Raw genomic sequence first — 20,083 nt, forward strand, 5'->3', positions numbered from 1 at the left:
TTTTACAAAAAAATATATGTAAGTTTGACACTTCAAAAAGTAAGCCAAATTTTTACAAAAATACTATTATTAGCGTTGTATACAAAGTTATTTCATATCGTTTTTTTAGCAATTTTTCTAACAATTGGAAATCATGCGCTATACTCACAAGAAATAAAACCTAAAAAATCCTTTACCAATAAGGATAAGGTTAAAAACGACTCTATTACTACTAGTGTTGTTATCGATACTTCTTTAGTGAAGATTGAGAATCCTCTTCAAACTACTACTAAAACAAACGATACCGTTAAAAAAAAGCCGTTATTAGAAGGTATTGTAACTCGTAAGGCTAAAGATTTTGAAAAAGCCAATCAAAAAACTAAAGAATTAACACTTTACAATGAAGCTGAATTATATTATACTGATATTGAATTAAAAGCTGGAATTATTGTTCTTAATTATGAAAAAAATGAAGTCTACGCTGGAAGAATAAAAGATAGCTTAGGAAACTATACTCAATATCCTGTTTTTAAACAAGGAAGCAATGTAATTGAGCCTGACTCTATCCGATTTAATTTTAAAACGAAAAAAGCGCTCATTTGGAATTCTAGAACCAAACAAGGTGAATTAAATATTAAAGCAGAAGTATCCAAGAGAGAAAATGATTCTGTTATTTTCTTAAAAAACGCAAGAATAACAACTTCAAAAAACATAGACGATCCTGAATATTATTTTGCGGTTTCCAAAGTAAAATTTGTTCCTAAGAAAAAAGTAGTTGTAGGTCCTACACATTTAGTTATTGTAGATGTTCCAACACCTCTATTTTTACCTTTTGCTTATTTTCCAATGTCTGAAAAAAGCACTTCAGGATTTATTGTACCTACACCTGGTCAATCCAACCAACAAGGCTATTTTTTACAAAATGGAGGATATTACTTTGCCCTAACAGATTATTATGATTTAGCAGTTTTAGGTGATTATTATACCAATGGTAGTTATGGATTACGATTTGAAAGCAGCTATGCAAAAAGGTATAAATTTAATGGTCGCGTCAATTTTAGATTTGAAAATAACATTCAGAGTGAAAAAGGATTACCCGACTATGTAAAATCGAAACAATATAACATCCAATGGTCACATAGTCAAGATGCAAAAGCAGCGGCTAATTCTCGATTTTCTGCTTCTGTAAACTTAGGTAGTAGCCAATATTTTAGACAATCCGTCAATTTAGCTAATATTGGTTCCAGTTTAAATAACAACTTAAGTTCTTCTGTTTCCTATTCAAAAACATTCCAAACTGTTCCTCAAGTTAATTTATCGTTATCTGCTACTCATAATCAAAATACAAATACAGAAGTCATCAATATGACTTTACCAACACTACAAGCTAGTGTAGATCGTATTTTCCCTTTTGCACCAAAAGATGGTGTTAAAAAAGGATTTATCAAAAATATCAACTTACAATATAATTTAAGAGGTGAAAATAGAATTTCAACGGCTGATTCTTTATTTTTCAAGCCTCAAATGTTTAGAGATGCTAAAACAGGTTTTCAACATACTATTCCTATTAGTACCAATTTTAAAGTATTTAAATATTTTAGTGTTACTACAGGTGCTAGTTATAATGAAGTTTGGGCATTAAATACCATTGAAAAATCATTCAGCACTATTGAAAACAAAGTAGTCACTGAAGATGTAAAAGGATTTGACGCTTTTAGAACCTATAACTTTAGTGCGAGTATTGGAACCACTATTTATGGTACTTTTAATTTTGGTGAAGATAAAAAATTTCAGGCATTAAGACATGTTATGCGTCCGAGTGTATCGTATGGCTACACTCCTAGTTTTGATCAATATTATGATACTTATGCCATTGATGCAACAGGAAATACCTATCAAGAATATACGCGCTTTGAAGGTGGATTATTTGGAGCACCAGGTAAAAGTTATTCCAATAATTTAGGCTTTTCATTGAGCAACACCTTTGAAGCAAAGGTTAGAGATGATGAAAGTGAAAAAGATGAACCTAAAAAAGTAATGCTTTTAAACAATTTGAATTTTTCAACTAGTTACAATTTAGCTGCAGATTCATTAGCTTGGTCACCCATGCGTGTTAGTGGAGGAACTCAGCTTTTTAAACAAAAAATGAATCTTAACTTTGGAGCTACTTTAGATCCTTATGCAATTGATAATTCTGGCAGAAGAATTGAGAAATACAACATTGACAATGGTGGTAGTTTATTCCGATTAACAAGTGCTAACATGACTATTAATTATGGTTTTTCAAGTGCAGATGGAGATAAAAAAGGAAATGTATCTAGTCAAACAGAACAAAATGGTGGTCGTCAAGATGATTTATTTGGGACCGGTACAAATTTAAACGACAACCGTCAAAGTCTCTTTAACGATGAAAACAAAGAAGAGGAAGAAACTGATAGTGAATGGTACAACACCAAATTACCTTGGGATTTGCGCCTAGCCTATTCTGTTACCTATTCAAATAGTAATAGGCAAAATGAAATTGCTTCACATTCTTTAATGGTTTCTGGTAATATAGAATTAGCACCTAGATGGAAAGTTGGTGCATCTTCTGGATACGATTTTAAACAAAAAGGAATCACCTTTACACAATTACGTTTTGAACGTGATTTAGAAAGCTGGAGAATGAGCTTCAATTGGGTTCCTTTTGGTCCTAATACCTATTGGGGATTCTTTATTGGAATTAGTTCTTCTGTATTAAGCGATATTAAATGGGAGAAAAACCAATTACCCGATCGCGTTTTCAGATAATTATTAACTATTTAAAAACAAAATCACAAAACAAATGAAAAAAATAATTTTTACAGATAAAGCTCCAGCTCCAATTGGCCCATACAACCAAGCTGTTCTAGTAGGAAATACTTTATATACTTCCGGACAAATAGCAATCCATCCATCCACTGGAGAATTGGTTTTAACAGATATTGAAACTGAGACAAAACAAGTAATGGAAAACATGAAAGCCGTACTGGAAGCAGCTGAAATGACCTTTGATAATGTAATTAAAACCAGTATTTTTATTAGTGATATGAATGATTTTGGTAAAATTAATGGTGTCTACGGAAGTTATTTTGATGAAAAAACAGCACCAGCTAGAGAAACCGTTCAAGTGGCTTGTCTACCAAAAAATGTCAATGTTGAAATTTCAATGATTGCGATTAAAGACTAATAATTATAAGCAACTTCCAATATGATTCCGATTACCAATTTTGATTTTTTAGTGGGTAAATGGTCTGTTCTAAACAAAAGACTAAAGGAGCGCATGAAAGGTGCTACAGAATGGGTTGAATTTACAGCTGAAATGGAAACCAAGAAAATTTTTAATGGTTTAATCGTTATGGATGAGATGAAAACCAATCATTTCGGAGAAAATTTTAATGGTTTGAGTATTCGAATGTTGAATCCTGATACGAATGAGTGGAAAATCTATTGGGCAGACACGTATCATCTTGATCAAATGTTACAAGAGCAAGTCGTTGGTAAATTTGAAAATGGGACCGGTGAATTTTTTGGAAAGGATATTTTTGAAGGAAAAGAAGTCCCTTTACGCTTTTCTTGGAAAAAAGAAACCGAAAATACGGCACAATGGGAACAAGCTTATTATGATGTTCAAAAAAAGGAATGGGAAACCAATTGGATTATGATTTTTACAGCAATCGAATCTTAATTCATCTGTAATTGCTTATCTATTTACTAAAATCTTAATTTTTCAAAGACTTTTATCAATGAAAATACTGAAAAATAGTTTATTGTATTTTGCATATATTCTCTTCAGTATAGCTTTTTCGATGTATCTCGTCTATTTAGAAATTGATGGAAGACCAAATTCTAAGTTAGCTGGATTATTCCACGATTTTATAATTTTGACAGTTGGAACTATCTTAGGATTAATTGCTGCGACTTTATTTTTCTTATTGAATTATTTTTTACTTAAAAAAAGTAAAAGTACATTCCTCGAAAATAAAACCGTATTACAAATTGTATTGCTTATCCTTTCTTGTTTAATCGCACATGAAATTCATCAAATTCTTGAATTTGATTTAGATATTTTATAAAATAAGAAATCCCAAGATTTTACTTGGGATTTCTTTATATATAACTAGAATTATCTTATTACGATAAAGCCGCTTTTACCTGATCAGCAGCTTCTTGGAATTGAACAGCTGATAAAATTGGCATTCCTGAATTATCAATTAATTCTTTTGCAATTTCAGCATTCGTTCCTTGTAAACGCACAATAATTGGCACTTTAATAGCATCACCCATATTTTTATAAGCATCTACAACTCCTTGTGCTACTCTATCACAACGCACAATTCCTCCAAAGATATTAATCAAAATAGCTTTTACATTTGGATCTTTCAAAATAATACGGAAAGCTGTTTCCACACGTTTTGCATCAGCTGTACCACCAACATCTAAGAAGTTTGCTGGCTCGAAACCTGCATACTTAATTAAATCCATCGTTGCCATTGCCAGACCTGCACCATTCACCATACAACCAACAGTACCATCGAGATCCACATAATTTAAACCAACTTCTTTAGCTTCAACTTCAATTGGATTTTCTTCACGAATATCTCTCATTTCAGCTAAATCTTTATGACGGAATAATGCATTATCATCTAAATCAACTTTAGCATCTACAGCAATAATTTTATCATCAGACGTTTTTAAAACAGGGTTAATTTCAAACATTGAAGCATCAGAACCTATGTAAGCTTTGTAAAGAGCATCTACAAATTTTATCATCTCTTTAAAAGCATTACCTGATAATCCTAAATTAAAAGCAATTCTTCTTGCTTGAAACCCTTGTAAACCTACAGCAGGATCTATCTCTTCAGTAAAAATTAAATGAGGAGTTTTTTCAGCTACTTCTTCAATATCCATTCCTCCTTCAGTAGAATACATAATCATATTTCTACCTTTTCCTCTATTCAATAAAACTGACATATAAAATTCTGAAGTTTCACTTTCCCCTGGATAATAAACATCCTCTGCTACTAAAACTTTATGAACTCTTTTACCTGTTGGAGGTGTTTGAGGTGTAATTAAATCCATTCCAATAATTTGACCAGCTAATTCAGCTACTTGATCTAAATTTTTAGCTAATTTAACTCCTCCACCTTTTCCACGACCACCCGCGTGAATTTGAGCTTTAATTACGTGCCAACCTGTTCCTGTTTCAGCAGTTAATTGTTTTGCTTTAGCTACAGCTTCTTCAGCGTTATTAGCAACATGCCCACGTTGAATACGTACTCCATAGCTAGCTAATATTTCTTTACCTTGATATTCGTGTAAATTCATAATATAATAGGTTATTTCTTTTTAAAAAGTGCCACAAAAATAGCAAACTAATTTTTAATTGGCTAACATTTTTATGGATAATTTGGAATTCTTTGACTCCTATAACGTAATTTAGAAAACCATCTTTTGTTATATTTGTAACTTAATGTTATTTTTTGTTTAATTAACATGTTTTTAATTATTTCTAGTGCTAAATGTTTTTAATTTGCATAAAAAAAGGGAGATGAAAAATCAGGAATTATTACAATTAGTAGAAGAATTTGGGTCACCATTATATGTTTATGATGCGACTAAAATTGAATCACAATATAAAAGACTAACTAATGCATTTTCAAAGGTAGAGCAGTTTAAAATTCACTATGCAGTTAAAGCCTTATCGAATGTATCGATTTTAAAAGTTCTAAAAAGATTAGGTTCAGGATTAGATACCGTTTCTATAGAAGAAGTGCAACTTGGATTGTATGCAGGCTTTGACCCAAAAGAAATTATGTATACACCGAATGGTGTTTCATTGGAAGAAATTGAAAAAGTAGCTGAAATGGGCGTTCAAATTAATATTGACAACCTATCTTTCTTGGAGCAATTTGGAACAAAACATCCAAATACACCAGTTTGTGTTCGTATTAATCCACATGTAATGGCAGGAGGAAATGCTAATATATCTGTAGGTCATATTGATAGTAAATTTGGAATTTCTATACACCAATTACCTCATTTACTTCGCATTATTGAAAACACAAACATGAATATTAATGGCATTCATATGCATACCGGTTCTGATATATTAGATATAGATGTTTTCTTATATGCAGCAGAAATTTTATTCGAAACCGCTAAGAACTTTAAAAATTTAGAATTTATTGATTTTGGTAGTGGTTTTAAAGTTCCCTATAAAAAAGATGATATTGAAACTAATGTAGAAGAATTTGGTAAAAAGTTAACGAAACGTTTTCTTGCATTTGAAAAAGAATATGGAAGACCATTAACTCTTGCTTTTGAACCTGGTAAATTTTTAGTAAGTGAAGCTGGATATTTTCTTGCCAAAGTAAATGTCGTAAAACAAACCACTTCAACTGTTTTTGCAGGAATAGATAGTGGTTTTAATCATTTGATAAGACCCATGTTATATGGTTCTCAACATTATATTGAAAACATTTCAAACCCTAAAGGAAAAGAACGCTATTATTCGGTAGTAGGTTACATCTGTGAAACTGATACTTTTGCTAATAACAGACGTATTTCAGAAATACATGAAGGAGATATTTTATGCTTTAGAAATGCTGGTGCTTACTGTTTTTCAATGGCCTCAAATTATAACTCGAGAGTAAAGCCTGCTGAAGTACTTTGGTTGAACGGAAAAGGTCATTTAATTCGTCAAAGAGAAACTTTTGATGATATTATTCGCAATCAAATTGAAATAGAGGTTTTAAATGAGACCATAATTGCATAATAAAAAAGCTTCTCTTGAGAGAAGCTTTTTTATTTTTGATTAATTGAGTTTGTATACTGTTATTTTCCAGTTTCTACTAATTGGATCAATTGCTCCTAATATTGATGCATTTAAAAGTCTAATTTTAATAGCATTATCAATTACATAACAACTCCATGTTAAACCACTTTCTATAGCGCCTACAGGAGAACAATTGCAAATACTATTCTGAGAGATACCTTGTAAAGGAATTTCCAGTTCATAGGAAGATAAATTAGCAATTGAAGGGAAATCTAAATTTCCATCTACTACCAAACCTTTCATAACCACTTCTCTAGCATTATTACCATTCGTAAAATATAAATTGGTACCGTCATATTCCATAGCACCAGGTTCTGGATTGGCAAGAGTCGTTCCCGCTGTTAGTTTTAAAGGAGCCGAATTGGAAGTTCCATCTGATGCTGGTAAATTTAATTTAGCTGAAGGATTTAATGTTCCAATACCAACATTTCCGTTACCCGTAATTGTAAACGAACCTGAATCGTTAATTTGATTATTTTTAGTTGTATTAATTACAAGTTTTGTTGGTAAACTAGAAGCATTTGGAGTTCCATCCATAAAATAATGAATACCTCCTACTTCCTGGATACCATAGCCATTATTGGTTTTAAATAGTAACGCTCCTATTTCTTGATTCGTGCCTGGCAAAGTAGGGTAATCAATAGTTCCACCAGTATTATATAAAATTAAGTTAGGTGGATTAGTATCGGCACTTGTAATTTGAAAATCATTATCTCCAACTCCTCTAAATTCAAATTTTTCTACAGGATTATCGGTTCCAATACCAATTTTCCCTTCATCAGTAACCACAATCTTAGTTCCATTAGCATTTGCTTGTGTAGAATAGATCAGTGATTCTCCGTTTTGATTCACTCCAGATTTCCATTCTCCCGAACTTAAGGGAAACCAATCTACAGCTTCACTATCCCAATAGAGAAAACCTTTGGAATACACTTTTGCATTTTTTACCACATCGTTACTTAGATAAATTAACATGCCGTTTTGGTTAGATGAAGGATTTACTTCAGCTAAATTGGTTACTCTTGGAATTAACAAACCGTCATTTGGGTTCGGGTTTGCAGGATTAGTAGGTTGAATATCCAGTATGGCTGCTGGTGTTGTGGTGTTAATACCCACTTGGGCTTGTAACAATGAGAAATACAACATACCCATTGCACTTAAGTACTTTTTTTTCATGTTTAAACGAGTTTTGTTTGGTTTTTCCCAAATTTAATATTTTCAACTTTCAATCGAAAAAATAATTTGTTAATAAAATCGACAAAAGGTAGATTTTATAGATAAAAAACACAAAAAAACTCAAAAAATGAGTATAAAAAGAAGATTAATCGTACAAAGTATGATTATTTTAACACTGCATTAACATAAAATATAGATTTTATAACATTTTACGCAATTATTGTGAAATGTGTAAAAATATTACAAATAAAAATCAGTACTCTTATTTTACTTACTATTTGTTAATTAAATACGATTTATACTATTCGTTATTCTAGTATTTCATCTAAAATTATGGCTTCGGTTCCATTTGGTAAGGTTGTTTTTAATTTTAGAGCTAAACTTGGTGCAATTTGAGTGATCTCTTTTTTATTATAAGATGCACCAGGTTTCACTTTCCAACCAAAAAATAACATAGGAACATGAGTGTCATAAGTATAAGGAGAACCGTGTGTCGTACCAGTTGCACCATATTCTAGATATCCTGGTTTCTCTAAAATAACCAATTCTCCATTTTGTTTCGGATCATATCCTTTTGCAATAGCATTTAAATAAATATCGTTACCCGAATTATTTAAAATTTCAGTATCTGTATATACTCTTCTAACAAAATCTTGCTTGTAAATAAATGCTTTAAAACTAGTCTTTACTTCTTCAATATCCAAATTGCTAGCTTCAATATTCTCTTGATTAAAAAAAACATTAGAATTTGAATAATTTAAAATCAGATTTTCACCATATTTATCGTTAGAATATGTTTCCAAATCTTGCGTAAATTTTCTTGTATTTACTTGATCTACATTATACTTATTATCTTTAAGATAAGTTACGTTTTCTGCACCAGCGTGATCCGCAGTTAAGAATATCAAATAATTATTTTTACCTACGGTTTTATCTAAATAAGTTAGAAAATCTGCAATTGTTTGATCTAATCTTAAATAAGTATCTTGTAATTCGATGGATCGAGGTCCTAATAAGTGACCAATATAATCTGTAGATGAAAAACTCACTGTCAAGAAGTCGGTAATATTATCTTTTCCTAAGCTTTCTTTTTCAATAGCTCTTTTAGCAAAATCAGCTAATAAATTATTTCCAAAGGGTGTGGAACGTAAAACTCCAGCATCATTATTTGCATACATATCTTTCATATTATAGGGAAAGAAAGGTATTTTTTGATATAATTTTCCTTCGTAGGGATTATTATCATTCAAACTTTCATTGTAAACTTCTTTTGGCTTAAATAATTCCCAAGTAGTATTCAGATATTTTTCATAGTGTTTTTCATTGTTAAACTGTGTAACCCAATCTGGCAACTGGTTTCCATAATAGGTACTCGATATAAAAGCTCCAGTTTTACTATACCAAAAAGCCCAATCTGCAAAATGTCCTGCTGGTAAAATGGCGCCTCTATCTTTCAAACTCATTCCGATTACCTTACCCTTAAAATTAGTAGCTAATTTTAATTCGTCAGTTATGGTAGTGCTCAATAAGTTTTTAGGTGACATTTTTCCTTCATAATCCGTTCCATTACCTAAGGTTGTCACCGAATTATCATCTGTACAATACATTTCTTTACCTAAACCTTTATTAAACCAGTTATTACCAACAATTCCATGAACACTAGGTGTTGTACCAGTGTAAATAGAAGCATGCCCTGGCCCAGTATACGTTGGCATATAATTGTAGTGTGCATTATGAAATGTAAATCCTTCTTTCATTAATCTTTTAAAGCCATTTTCGGAAAAATCATTTGAAAAACGATATAAGTATTCCATTTTCATTTGATCCACCACAATACCAACCACTAGTTTAGGTCTTTCTTGTGCTTGTATATTGGAAAAAACTAAAGCGATAAAAAGCAGTAAGAACTTTTTCATTACGATTTTTTTTGAGTAGGTTTTTAAAATTATTTTACGATTTCGAAGATATCATAGCAAAAGATATATTCTTCACTGTAAACATATAATTGAGGTTTATTTTTTAAATCTTTTCTGACGATAAAGGAAATCTTAAAGGGATACCCATCCACATCTTTACATAAATAAGAATTAATTTCATCCACTTTGGAAACTTCCTTTTGTAAATATTCAACAATAGAATAATATTGAATTACATTAGAATAGATGATAATTTTATTTTTATCATAATCTAATTTAACAATAATGTTAACTTTTTCGGGAGTACTCCATTTTCCCCAATTCCCTTTTTTGTCTTTTTGTAAAACGGACAACGAAGTGGTTTGGAAATTAAATTGTTGTGCATTTGCAACACCAAGTGCAAAAAATGCAATCCATGCAAGGAATTTAAATAACTTCATAAAATATTAAAAAACAAAATTATGGATTTCTTCTTTTGCTTTTTGAAATTCATCCATAATTGTATCAACAATAGTTTGCACAGGTAAAATATCATGAATAACACCTGCTATTTGTCCAATTTCTAGTTCTCCATCTTCCAAATCACCTTCAAACATTCCTCTTTTAGCTCTAGCCCTTCCTAACAGGTTTTTTAAATCTTCTGTTGAAGGGCATTGGGAATATAATTCTTGTAATTCGTTATAAAATTTATTTTTTATAAGTCTAACAGGTGCCAATTCTTTTAAAGTTAAAACGGTATCTCCTTCATTAGTTGCAACAATCGTTTTTTTAAAGTTATCATGAGCACTTGATTCTATAGAAGCTGCAAAACGACTTCCCATTTGAACTCCATCTGCACCTAGAACTAAGGCTGCTAACATGCCTCGACCGGTAGCAATACCACCCGCTGCAATTAATGGAATTTGTAGGCGTTGTTTTACCATTGGGATTAGGGTTAACGTAGTTGTTTCTTCTCTTCCATTGTGTCCGCCAGCTTCAAAGCCCTCAGCAACAACAGCGTCTACTCCAGCTTCTTGTGCTTTTAGTGCAAATTTTGAACTACTAACTACGTGTACAACCGTAATTCCATTTTCTTTTAAATAAGAAGTCCATGTCTTCGGATTTCCTGCAGAAGTAAAGACAATTTTAACACCTTCTTCCACAATAATTTGCATGATTTCTACAATATTAGGATATAACATGGGAACGTTAACTCCAAATGGTTTATCGGTAGCTTTTTTACATTTTTGGATGTGTTCTCTTAAAACATCAGGATACATTGATCCAGCACCTATTAAACCTAAACCACCTGCATTACTTACAGCGCTAGCTAATTTGTAACCACTGTTCCAAATCATACCACCTTGTACTATTGGATATTTTATATTGAAAAGCTCTGTAATTCTATTCATTACTGTTTAATTAATTTGCCCTGCAATTTAGCATTATTAGAAGAAAAATCATAGCTATAAATTCCCGAAGAAAGACTTTCTAAAGAAATTTTTTCCTCGTTATTCCTGATTTCAACTTGTAATACTCTTTGTCCCAGATTATTGTATAAAAACAGTTCCGCACCATCCAAATTGTTCCCTTTAATATATAATTGATTCACTACAGGATTCGGATAAAAAAGGATACTTTGATTTAAAAACATTTCAGAACTTAATGCATTTGTAAGAGCCAATTGAAAATCTGGAACGCCATACCCTTTTAGATTGTCTGGGTTAGTAAACTGATCAGAAGATTCTTTTACGAATTGAATTACTTCAGCAGCAGTTAAATTAGGAAGAGCAGACCAAAATGTTGCGACCATACCTGCTAAAATAGGGCTCGAAAATGAGGTTCCGTTTGAAGTAGTAATGGCTCCACTGGAACTACTAACTGTAGCACTTTGACCTTTCGCACACACATCAGGTTTTATTCTACCGTCATAAGAAGGTCCTATTGAACTAAAACTCGCACGAACTTCTGTGCTATTAACAGCACCTATTGTTAAAATATTATCCGCATCAGCTGGAATACCAATGTGAGGTTCAGAAGAATTTCCTTCGTTACCAGCACTTACCACACAAACGATTCCTTTAGTAACGGCTATTGCAGCAGCTCTCGAAGCAAAACCTACTTGACCATTACGTTGCGTATAAGAATAGCTATAATTAGGATTGTCATATTCACCATAACCTAATGACGAATTAACAACATCTACCCCTAAACTATCTGCCATTTCTAATGCTTCTACCCAATACGATTCTTCCACAGGATTTTCAGAACTTACATCTTCCGTTATGAATAAATAGTACGAAGCATCTGGAGCTGTTCCCACAAGCTGCCCATCAACATAACCACCCATAGTAGAAAGTACATTGGTACCGTGTGAATTTCTAGTATAGAAATTCGTACTTCTATCCGGAAAATTATAACCTCCTAAAATTAAATTATTATCTCTCAATCTTTGAAAGGGTGAAGCTGTATTTACACCTGGAAAACCTGCATCTAAAACCGCTATTATTTTTCCTTGACCTGTATAATCTTGTTCATGCAATAAATGCCCATTCAACATTTGAATCTGATTACTTGAATTTCCATAATTGAAATTAGCAGTAACATCAAATGTCTGATTATCTTTATTCGAATTTAATGTTATTACCGACTTATTAATGCCATTCAAACTATGATTCGCAAATTGAATATGGTCTACAAATGATAGTGCTGTTAGGGCTTGAATATTGGTTTGCGAACCTCTAATATGTAAAGCATTTAACCACTTTGATTTTGCCATGATGGTAATTCCAGTAGTAGCTTCAACTTGTGAAATATAGGATTCAGAAATAGGAATATCTTTATTATCTAACATTATATTTTGAACAGATCTTCTGTCTAATGCTCTCTGTGTCAGCATTTCAAGAGGGTTGTTTGTATAGAAAACGACATCTGGTTTATCAGTAAAATAAACCCAAGCGTCTTCTTGAGCCCAAGAGCAAAAATAAAATAGAAATAGTAAAAGAGTAGCTGTTTTTTTCATGTTTTTATTTATTTGTATTCAAATATATAAAATTCTGATAGTTAGCTTACTTAAATTACTGTGAAATATAAAAAGACACCATATGTAAGTAACAGTAAAACGCCTTCTTTAAAACTTAAACTTCCTCTTTTAGGTAAGATTACCATTGGTAACAAAATAAAGGCAAAACCTAACATCCAGTAAATATCTTGATGAATAATACGAACATCTACTTTCTCAATAGGCTGAATAATTGCTGTAACTCCTAAAACACTTAAAATATTAAAAATATTAGAACCAATAATATTTCCAATGGATATATCATTTTCTTTTTTTACAGCTGCTATAACGGAAGAAGCTAATTCTGGAATACTCGTACCAATAGAGACGACAGTAATAGCTATAACTCGCTTGCTTACACCTAAATTAGTTGCTAAATTAACAGCACCTTTAACTAATAATTCAGAGCCACCCCATAAGGCTACACCACCTAAAACTAAAAATCCAATAATTTTAATATAAGACATCTTATCATCAATAGTGCTTTCAATATCTACTTGTACTTTTTTATTGTTTCGAATTAAAATAACTAAAAACACAGCTAAAACTAGGATAAAGATAAATCCATCCACTCTTGTTAATCCTCCATCAATTACGAGGAAAACAAACAATAAAATAGAGGCAATCATTTTGGTAGGCCAGTCTGTTATATAAAAACTTTTCTCTACCTGAATTGCATTAATTAATAATACAACTCCTAATACTAAACCAATATTACCTATGTTAGATCCAATAACATTTCCCAAAGCAATATCGGGAAAACCATCCATGGCCGCTTTTACACTCACAATCATTTCTGGTGCAGAAGTTGCAAAAGAAACAACAGTTAAACCCACAATAATTTTAGAAATATTAAGACGATACGATAAACCTACAGAAGATTTTAACAACCAATCACCACCTAGGACTAATAATACTAATCCTATTAAAATATAAAACATGTTTTCCATAAAAAAAATTAAGAGATTACACCACTACCTAAAACTTCATCATCATGATGCCAAGCCACAAACTGACCTTCAGTAATAGCCGATTGTGGTTCTTCAAATACCACATACATTCCGTTTTCAAATTGATGCAATGTTGCTTTTTGTAAAGGTTGACGATAACGAATACGAGCCATAACTTCCCTTTTTTCATTAGGTTGCAATGCTAAATCTTCTCGAATCCAATGAATTTCATCATTTTTAATAAAAAGAGCCTTTTTAAACAATCCAGGATGATTCGCTCCCTGACCCGTATAAATAATATTTTTTTCTACATCTGTTTCTATTACATATAAACCTTCTTTAGTTCCACCTACATTCAATCCCTTTCTCTGACCTTTAGTAAAATAATGCGCACCTTGATGTTTTCCAACTGTTTTTCCGATTTCATTAGAATAATCTCTATTTCGAGATTCATAAGCAAAAATATCTTCCTCAGAAGTAAAATTTGGCATTTCTTGATTGAAAATCGATGCTTCTTCTGGAACTTCTATGATTATACCCTCTTTTGGTTGTAACTGCTGTTGCAAAAAATCAGGTAAGCGTACTTTTCCAATAAAACATAATCCTTGAGAATCTTTTTTTTCAGCTGTTATTAAATCTAATTTTGCTGCAATTTCACGTACTTGAGGCTTGGTTAATTCACCTATTGGAAATAAAGCTTTTGACAATTGATCTTGTGATAATTGACATAAAAAATACGATTGATCTTTATTACCATCTTTACCAGCTAGTAATTGATAAATTTCTTTACCGTCTTTCTCTAAAATACCTTTTCTACAATAATGACCCGTAGCTACATAATCTGCCCCTAGAGACAAGGCAATTTTCAGGAATACATCAAATTTTATTTCACGATTACATAATACATCTGGATTAGGTGTGCGTCCTTGCTCGTATTCTTTAAACATGTAATCTACGATTTTCTCTTTATATTCTTCTGATAAATCAACTGTTTGAAATGGTATTCCTAATTTTTCGGCAACTAATAAAGCATCATTACTATCTTCCAGCCATGGGCATTCATTAGAAATGGTAACAGAATCATCGTGCCAATTTTTCATAAAAAGGCCTATAACTTCATACCCTTGCTCTTGTAATAAGTAAGCGGCAACACTAGAATCTACACCACCTGAAAGTCCTACTACTACTCTTTTCATTTTATTCAATTTTATTTTTTGGCTTTAATTCTGTGGGTGCCAATTGCCCGTCTTTATTTTTTTCTAATCGAAATGTTTTTCTTGTTTCTTTTGAAATTTTTTCTTTGGAGACTAACTTTCCATTTTCATAGGTTTCCCAATAACCCCACTTTCGATCATTTTTATATTGTCCTTTAATATTTATATTCCCTTTGCCATCATAATACAAAGCTGGACCATCTAACTTTCCTTTTTTATAATTATAATCTTCTAAAATAGTTTCATTTTCAGCATATTTCTTGTAATTTCCATCTAATTTCCCATTAGAATAATGGGATACTTCTGCTAAAGAACCGTCTTTGTAAAATACTTTTCTAACTCCGTCCAGTTTGCCTTGTTTATAATTTTCAACCGACATCAGTTGATCACTATCGAAATGATAATACTTCCACTCTCCTTGTGGCAATTTATTAAGTAATAAGCCTTCACTTACTTTTTTACCATTTTGATGATAAAAAATAGCATAACACGAACCATCTCCTTTTGTAAAATCCCTTGTTGCTATAACTTTTCCAGCTTTTGTGTCATCAAAATAGGTAAAGATTCCTGTTTCTTTACCATGATTAAAACTTCCTTCATACCTTGGTCTTTTAGATGCTTCATAACTACCTTTCCATAAACCATGACGTTGACCTTTATTATCAAATTGATTTATATCCTTTTGAGAAAGAACCATATGGCAATTAAAAATTATAATAAAAGCCAGTAAATACGATTTTATTAACATGTGTTTAATATTATTTTTTTTATTCACTTATTTTATTTTCAATTACTTAAACAAAATAAAATTGAACGTTAAACTTTTTATGAAATACATTTTTTTCTTGTTCAACTGTAGGATATTTTGTTTAAAGTTTTTTAAATTTGCTTAAACAATAAAAACAAATTACTATGAAAAACTTTGCAAAATTAATCAAATTAACTTTAATCGCTACTACATTTGTAACGATGTTTTCTTGTTCTGATGATGACACTGTCGTAACACCAGAAAATAACAGCATTGCGGCTGTTGCATCAAGAGCTCCGCAATTTACAACTTTAGTTACTGCTCTAGATAAAGCAGGATTAGTACAAACATTAGACCAAAATGGGCCATTCACTGTTTTTGCTCCAACAAACGACGCATTCCAAGAATTTTTAAATGACAATGGATTTGCTAACTTAGATGCGGTTCCAGTTGCGACATTAAAAGAAATTCTTTTAAACCATGTAGTAATGGGTACTAATTTATCTTCAACTCTTTCTACAGGTTACGTAAAATCTTTAGGCAAAGGTTCTGCATCATCAACTAACACTTTAAGTTTATTTATTAATACAGCAAGTGGTGTTGAAATTAATGGTGTTGCTACTGTAACTGCTGCTGATATATTGGCTACAAATGGTGTAATTCATCAAGTAGATGCTGTTATTGGTCTCGCTACAATTGTTGACCACGCGATGGCCAACCCTAATTTCTCAACTTTAGTAACTGTTGTTACTAGCACTGATACTAACGGTAATGGTTTTGGTGACCAAAGCGCAGTAGCAACAGCCTTAACAACCAATACGACACCGTTAACCGTTTTTGCTCCAACTAATGATGCCTTCGCAACGGCTGTTGGTGCAGGAGGTTTTGCTGAAAATGCTACACCAGCTCAAGTTTCAACCGTATTACAATATCATGTTACTGCCGCAGGAAATGTTCAATCATCAGCTTTAACAGACGGACAATCTGTACCAATGATTACAGATCCTACACAAAACATCACTATTGATTTAAGTACTCCTTCAGCACCAAAAATTACAGATCAATCTGCTACACAAGCGAACATTATTGCTGTGGATGTTCAATGTGCTAATGGTATTATCCACGCAGTTGACAAAGTATTACAACCAAGTTTATAAAAATAGAATTTTAGAAATCAGTTAAGTTTATATGTAGTATTACATCCCTATTGTTAAAAATAACAATAGGGATGTTTTTTTATTATAATAATGATTTTCCTAATTCTTCAGCTCTCGTATTAGCCGCTAAAATTCCTTTTTCTATCACTTTGATCAAATCTTTATCATTAAAAATGAGTAAAGCTGCTTCCGTAGTTCCTTTTTTGGATGCTACTTTATCAATCCATTGTTCATGAGACAAATCACTTCTGTTTTGCAATTGCACAGCTCCAATGAAAGTTTGATTAACCAAAAATTCAGCTTCCGATTTAGAAAATCCTAAATGCATTGCGGCTTGGATCATGGCATTCATAAAATAGAAAACATAGGCAGGTCCACTACCTGAAACAGCGGTTGTAGCATTCAACATTTCTTCTTTATCAATATAAATTGATTTACCAGTGGTATTAATGAGATTTTGGATAATAAATAATTCTTTACGATCCACTTGAGAAGAAGCTGTAAAAACAGTCATTCCTAAACCTATCTGGGTGGGAATATTTGGCATGGAACGAATGACTTTGGAACATCCTAATTTTTCTTGAATAGATTCGATGGTTACTCCAGCCATAACTGATAAAATGAGATGTTCCTCATGAATATACAAACGTATATCACTTGCTAATGCATTAAAATCTTGAGGTTTGACTGCTAAAATAATAATATCAACTTCAAATAATGAGTCAATGGGTTTAGAATAGAAGTTAGAATCTTGTATGGTATATTTGTTTTTGTCACCAATTGGACTTCTTGTCAGCACAAAAATATCTGATGGCAAAATAAACCTTGAACTAACAAAACTATTAGCATACGTTTGTCCCATATTTCCGTAACCAATGATAAGCGTTTTCATGTAGTAATTGTGTTATTTTCAAAATAATTTTTATAGTTTGCATAAGATAGTTTAAATATATTGACTAATTCTTCTATGAAAAACTTATGCAGGATTTGTAACAATTTGTCTCGTATTGTTTAAAAAAAAATCCCTATTTTTTAAATAGGGATTTATATATAAAAGTAATATGATTACTTATTTTTCTTTTGAGCTTCCGCTTGTTCCATCATTTCCCTCATTTTTCTTTGGAACTTACTTTCTGTTTTGGGTTTTGATTTATTCTCTTGAATTTGTGCATGAATTTTATCTTCTTTTACGATATAATTTTTGATTACTAACATGATACCAATAGTAATTAAGTTAGAAATAAAATAATATAGCGATAAACCTGAAGCGTAGTTGTTAAAGAAGAACAACATCATTAATGGAGATATATAAATCATAATCTTCATGATTTTGCTCATATCTGGCATACCTTCTTGAGTAGGTGCGCTCATTTGTTGATCGCCCGTTGTCATTCTCATATAGAAGAAAATCGCAATAGATGCCAAAATTGGAAATAAACTCACATGACTTCCATATAAAGGAATATGGAAAGGCAACTCATAAATACTATCATACGATGATAAATCATTCGCCCATAAGAAACTTTTTTGTCTTAAATCAAACATCGATGGGAAAAATTGAAATAAAGCATAGAAAACAGGCATTTGCATTAAAGCAGGTAAACAACCAGCCATTGGATTTACACCCGCTTTAGAATACAATTTCATAGTTTCCTGTTGCTTCTTCATTGCATTGTCTTTATACTTCTCATTCAATTCTGCAATTTCAGGACGAAGTACTTTCATTTTCGCTTGAGAAACATACGATTTATATGTAACTGGCGACATTGCTATTCTTACCAAAATGGTAAAAATAATAATTGCAAATCCGTATCCAATACCAATACTAGAAATAAGTCCGAATACAGGAATAAAAATATAACGATTAATCCAACCGAAAATTCCCCAACCTAAGGGCATGATTTCATCTAAATTTCTATCATAATCATTTAGAATCTGATATTTAGCAGGTCCGTAATACCAATTCATATTATAATTAATCGCACCGTTTTTAACTTCTAAAGGTACTTGAGCGATAAAGTTTTTTGTAAAAATGGTATCTTTCTCTTCATCATCCACCAAATTATCAGAAACAAATTTTGCTGATTTAAAAGGAGTATCTGTTAACAAAATAGAAGTAAACATATGCTGTTTAAACGCAATGTATGTAACCTCTTCTGCTGTATCTTCCGAATCTCTAGCTGCATTTAAATAATCGTCTTTTCCACCTTCGTATTCAAAAACCAATTCAGTGTATCTATTTTCATAAGAAATACTTTTTTCATTACGATAGGTTTTCAATTGCCATTCTAAATCAACAGGTTTAGTAGTATTAATTACATTTTCTAATCCTTGAGAACGAATAGAAAAATCCAACATATACTCACCTGGTTTCAATACATAACGATACTCTAAAAATTGTGTAGGTCCTGCTTTTAATTGCATGGTTACCACTTGATTTTCTCCTTCTTTAGATTCTTTAGGTTCAAAGAACAAATCGGAAGTATGCAACAAACGATTATCAGTAGTATTTAAAGCTAAATCAAATTTAGAATTGTTATCCTTGATAATTTTTACAGGTTGATTGGAATTTTTAGTAAACTTATCATAACCTAAAACGGTTGCATCAACGATGTACCCTCCTTTATTTGCAATTTTTAAAGAAAGTACATCATTTTTAATTTCAGTAAAGTCTTCTTTAGCTGTAGGCAATGTCGCTGAATAAGCAAAAGTTCCTAAAGCTGCTTTTGCTTTCTCTTTAGAAATAGAATCTGATTCGATACTAGCAGTTGCAGGTGAAGCCACTACATCTTGCTCTTCTTCTTGCTCTTTTTTAACCTGTTCTTGTTTTTCTTTTTCTTTTAATTCTTCAGGTGTGGGTTGATTTGAATACATCATCCACATTAAAATACCAGAAATTAATACAAATCCAATAATTGATTTAAAATCAAACTTTTTTTCTTCCATTTTAATTATTTGTTCTACAAGCCAATGCTCCTAGAAATTACTATTACTACTAATTATCGAATAGAAAAAAGGAATAGCCCCGATTGCAGTGAACATCCTGT

17 protein-coding genes are annotated in these 20,083 nt (G+C 31.6%); 6 read left to right on the forward strand and 11 right to left on the reverse strand.

Annotated features, from left to right (window positions below; genetic code table 11):
* The first annotated feature begins 24 nt into the window (after positions 1 to 24).
* The 4 genes from NHF47_RS12115 to NHF47_RS12130 are packed head-to-tail and all read left to right on the forward strand — an operon-like array spanning position 25 to position 4,073.
* Positions 25 to 2,769, forward strand: coding sequence for a putative LPS assembly protein LptD (locus NHF47_RS12115; protein ID WP_252765173.1), 2,745 nt, complete (start codon positions 25 to 27; stop codon positions 2,767 to 2,769).
* 34 nt (positions 2,770 to 2,803) lie between these two features.
* Positions 2,804 to 3,187 carry a RidA family protein gene (locus NHF47_RS12120; RefSeq protein ID WP_252765174.1) on the forward strand — a complete coding sequence of 128 codons (384 nt, stop codon included), beginning with the start codon at positions 2,804 to 2,806 and terminating at the stop codon, positions 3,185 to 3,187.
* A 21-nt stretch (positions 3,188 to 3,208) separates the two neighbouring features.
* A complete protein-coding gene (locus tag NHF47_RS12125) occupies positions 3,209 to 3,685 on the forward strand; it encodes a hypothetical protein (protein ID WP_252765175.1) in 477 nt (158 codons plus the stop codon).
* A gap of 58 nt (positions 3,686 to 3,743) precedes the next feature.
* Positions 3,744 to 4,073: a hypothetical protein gene (locus NHF47_RS12130; protein ID WP_252765176.1), complete on the forward strand. Its 330-nt coding sequence runs from the start codon at positions 3,744 to 3,746 to the stop codon at positions 4,071 to 4,073.
* 58 nt (positions 4,074 to 4,131) lie between these two features.
* On the opposite strand, the gene sucC is transcribed toward NHF47_RS12130, so the two are convergent.
* Positions 4,132 to 5,325: an ADP-forming succinate--CoA ligase subunit beta gene (sucC, locus tag NHF47_RS12135; RefSeq protein WP_140996833.1), complete on the reverse strand. Its 1,194-nt coding sequence runs from the start codon at positions 5,323 to 5,325 to the stop codon at positions 4,132 to 4,134.
* A gap of 223 nt (positions 5,326 to 5,548) precedes the next feature.
* Between sucC and lysA the strand changes: the two genes are divergently transcribed.
* The gene (lysA, locus tag NHF47_RS12140) at positions 5,549 to 6,775 is read left to right on the forward strand and encodes a diaminopimelate decarboxylase (protein WP_252765177.1); all 1,227 of its coding nucleotides are present in this window, start codon (positions 5,549 to 5,551) and stop codon (positions 6,773 to 6,775) included.
* A 39-nt stretch (positions 6,776 to 6,814) separates the two neighbouring features.
* On the opposite strand, the gene NHF47_RS12145 is transcribed toward lysA, so the two are convergent.
* From NHF47_RS12145 to NHF47_RS12180, 8 genes are all read right to left on the reverse strand, one after another.
* A complete protein-coding gene (locus NHF47_RS12145; protein WP_252765178.1) occupies positions 6,815 to 8,011 on the reverse strand; it encodes a hypothetical protein in 1,197 nt (398 codons plus the stop codon).
* Between the two features lie 308 nt (positions 8,012 to 8,319).
* Positions 8,320 to 9,927 carry an alkaline phosphatase PafA gene (pafA, locus tag NHF47_RS12150; RefSeq protein ID WP_252765179.1) on the reverse strand — a complete coding sequence of 536 codons (1,608 nt, stop codon included), beginning with the start codon at positions 9,925 to 9,927 and terminating at the stop codon, positions 8,320 to 8,322.
* Positions 9,928 to 9,956: 29 nt separating this feature from the next.
* Entirely contained in the window at positions 9,957 to 10,367 is a 411-nt protein-coding gene (locus NHF47_RS12155) for a hypothetical protein (protein WP_252765180.1), read from the reverse strand.
* A 6-nt stretch (positions 10,368 to 10,373) separates the two neighbouring features.
* Positions 10,374 to 11,318, reverse strand: coding sequence for a nitronate monooxygenase family protein (locus NHF47_RS12160; protein WP_252765181.1), 945 nt, complete (start codon positions 11,316 to 11,318; stop codon positions 10,374 to 10,376).
* Entirely contained in the window at positions 11,318 to 12,928 is a 1,611-nt protein-coding gene (locus NHF47_RS12165) for a S8 family serine peptidase (RefSeq protein ID WP_252765182.1), read from the reverse strand. Before NHF47_RS12165 ends, NHF47_RS12160 begins: the two co-directional genes overlap by 1 nt.
* A gap of 50 nt (positions 12,929 to 12,978) precedes the next feature.
* Positions 12,979 to 13,917 (reverse strand): sodium:calcium antiporter, encoded by a 939-nt coding sequence (locus NHF47_RS12170; protein WP_252765183.1) that lies wholly within the window; start codon positions 13,915 to 13,917, stop codon positions 12,979 to 12,981.
* Positions 13,918 to 13,925: 8 nt separating this feature from the next.
* Positions 13,926 to 15,113, reverse strand: a complete 1,188-nt coding sequence (mnmA, locus tag NHF47_RS12175; protein WP_252765184.1) for a tRNA 2-thiouridine(34) synthase MnmA — start codon at positions 15,111 to 15,113, stop codon at positions 13,926 to 13,928.
* A gap of 1 nt (position 15,114) precedes the next feature.
* Positions 15,115 to 15,879 (reverse strand): toxin-antitoxin system YwqK family antitoxin, encoded by a 765-nt coding sequence (locus NHF47_RS12180; protein WP_252765185.1) that lies wholly within the window; start codon positions 15,877 to 15,879, stop codon positions 15,115 to 15,117.
* Positions 15,880 to 16,043: 164 nt separating this feature from the next.
* Between NHF47_RS12180 and NHF47_RS12185 the strand changes: the two genes are divergently transcribed.
* Positions 16,044 to 17,036: a fasciclin domain-containing protein gene (locus NHF47_RS12185; protein ID WP_252765186.1), complete on the forward strand. Its 993-nt coding sequence runs from the start codon at positions 16,044 to 16,046 to the stop codon at positions 17,034 to 17,036.
* An 82-nt stretch (positions 17,037 to 17,118) separates the two neighbouring features.
* Here NHF47_RS12185 and proC read toward each other — a convergent pair whose 3' ends face one another.
* Positions 17,119 to 17,928 (reverse strand): pyrroline-5-carboxylate reductase, encoded by an 810-nt coding sequence (gene proC / locus NHF47_RS12190; RefSeq protein ID WP_252765187.1) that lies wholly within the window; start codon positions 17,926 to 17,928, stop codon positions 17,119 to 17,121.
* A 173-nt stretch (positions 17,929 to 18,101) separates the two neighbouring features.
* A complete protein-coding gene (yidC, locus tag NHF47_RS12195; RefSeq protein WP_252765188.1) occupies positions 18,102 to 19,982 on the reverse strand; it encodes a membrane protein insertase YidC in 1,881 nt (626 codons plus the stop codon).
* Between the last annotated feature and the right edge of the window lie 101 nt (positions 19,983 to 20,083).

Source organism: Flavobacterium sp. NRK F7 (assembly GCF_024054195.1).
Lineage (GTDB): Bacteria > Bacteroidota > Bacteroidia > Flavobacteriales > Flavobacteriaceae > Flavobacterium.

Bases quoted from the DNA above. Each gene is read 5' to 3' on its own strand.
- NHF47_RS12120 (WP_252765174.1), top strand. From the start codon at position 2,804: ATGAAAAAAATAATTTTTACAGATAAAGCTCCAGCTCCAATTGGCCCA.
- NHF47_RS12125 (WP_252765175.1), top strand. From the start codon at position 3,209: ATGATTCCGATTACCAATTTTGATTTTTTAGTGGGTAAATGGTCTGTT.
- NHF47_RS12130 (WP_252765176.1), top strand. From the start codon at position 3,744: ATGAAAATACTGAAAAATAGTTTATTGTATTTTGCATATATTCTCTTC.
- sucC (WP_140996833.1), bottom strand. From the start codon at position 5,325: ATGAATTTACACGAATATCAAGGTAAAGAAATATTAGCTAGCTATGGA.
- lysA (WP_252765177.1), top strand. From the start codon at position 5,549: ATGAAAAATCAGGAATTATTACAATTAGTAGAAGAATTTGGGTCACCA.
- NHF47_RS12145 (WP_252765178.1), bottom strand. From the start codon at position 8,011: ATGAAAAAAAAGTACTTAAGTGCAATGGGTATGTTGTATTTCTCATTG.
- pafA (WP_252765179.1), bottom strand. From the start codon at position 9,927: ATGAAAAAGTTCTTACTGCTTTTTATCGCTTTAGTTTTTTCCAATATA.
- NHF47_RS12155 (WP_252765180.1), bottom strand. From the start codon at position 10,367: ATGAAGTTATTTAAATTCCTTGCATGGATTGCATTTTTTGCACTTGGT.
- NHF47_RS12160 (WP_252765181.1), bottom strand. From the start codon at position 11,318: ATGAATAGAATTACAGAGCTTTTCAATATAAAATATCCAATAGTACAA.
- NHF47_RS12165 (WP_252765182.1), bottom strand. From the start codon at position 12,928: ATGAAAAAAACAGCTACTCTTTTACTATTTCTATTTTATTTTTGCTCT.
- NHF47_RS12170 (WP_252765183.1), bottom strand. From the start codon at position 13,917: ATGGAAAACATGTTTTATATTTTAATAGGATTAGTATTATTAGTCCTA.
- mnmA (WP_252765184.1), bottom strand. From the start codon at position 15,113: ATGAAAAGAGTAGTAGTAGGACTTTCAGGTGGTGTAGATTCTAGTGTT.
- NHF47_RS12180 (WP_252765185.1), bottom strand. From the start codon at position 15,879: ATGTTAATAAAATCGTATTTACTGGCTTTTATTATAATTTTTAATTGC.
- NHF47_RS12185 (WP_252765186.1), top strand. From the start codon at position 16,044: ATGAAAAACTTTGCAAAATTAATCAAATTAACTTTAATCGCTACTACA.
- proC (WP_252765187.1), bottom strand. From the start codon at position 17,928: ATGAAAACGCTTATCATTGGTTACGGAAATATGGGACAAACGTATGCT.
- yidC (WP_252765188.1), bottom strand. From the start codon at position 19,982: ATGGAAGAAAAAAAGTTTGATTTTAAATCAATTATTGGATTTGTATTA.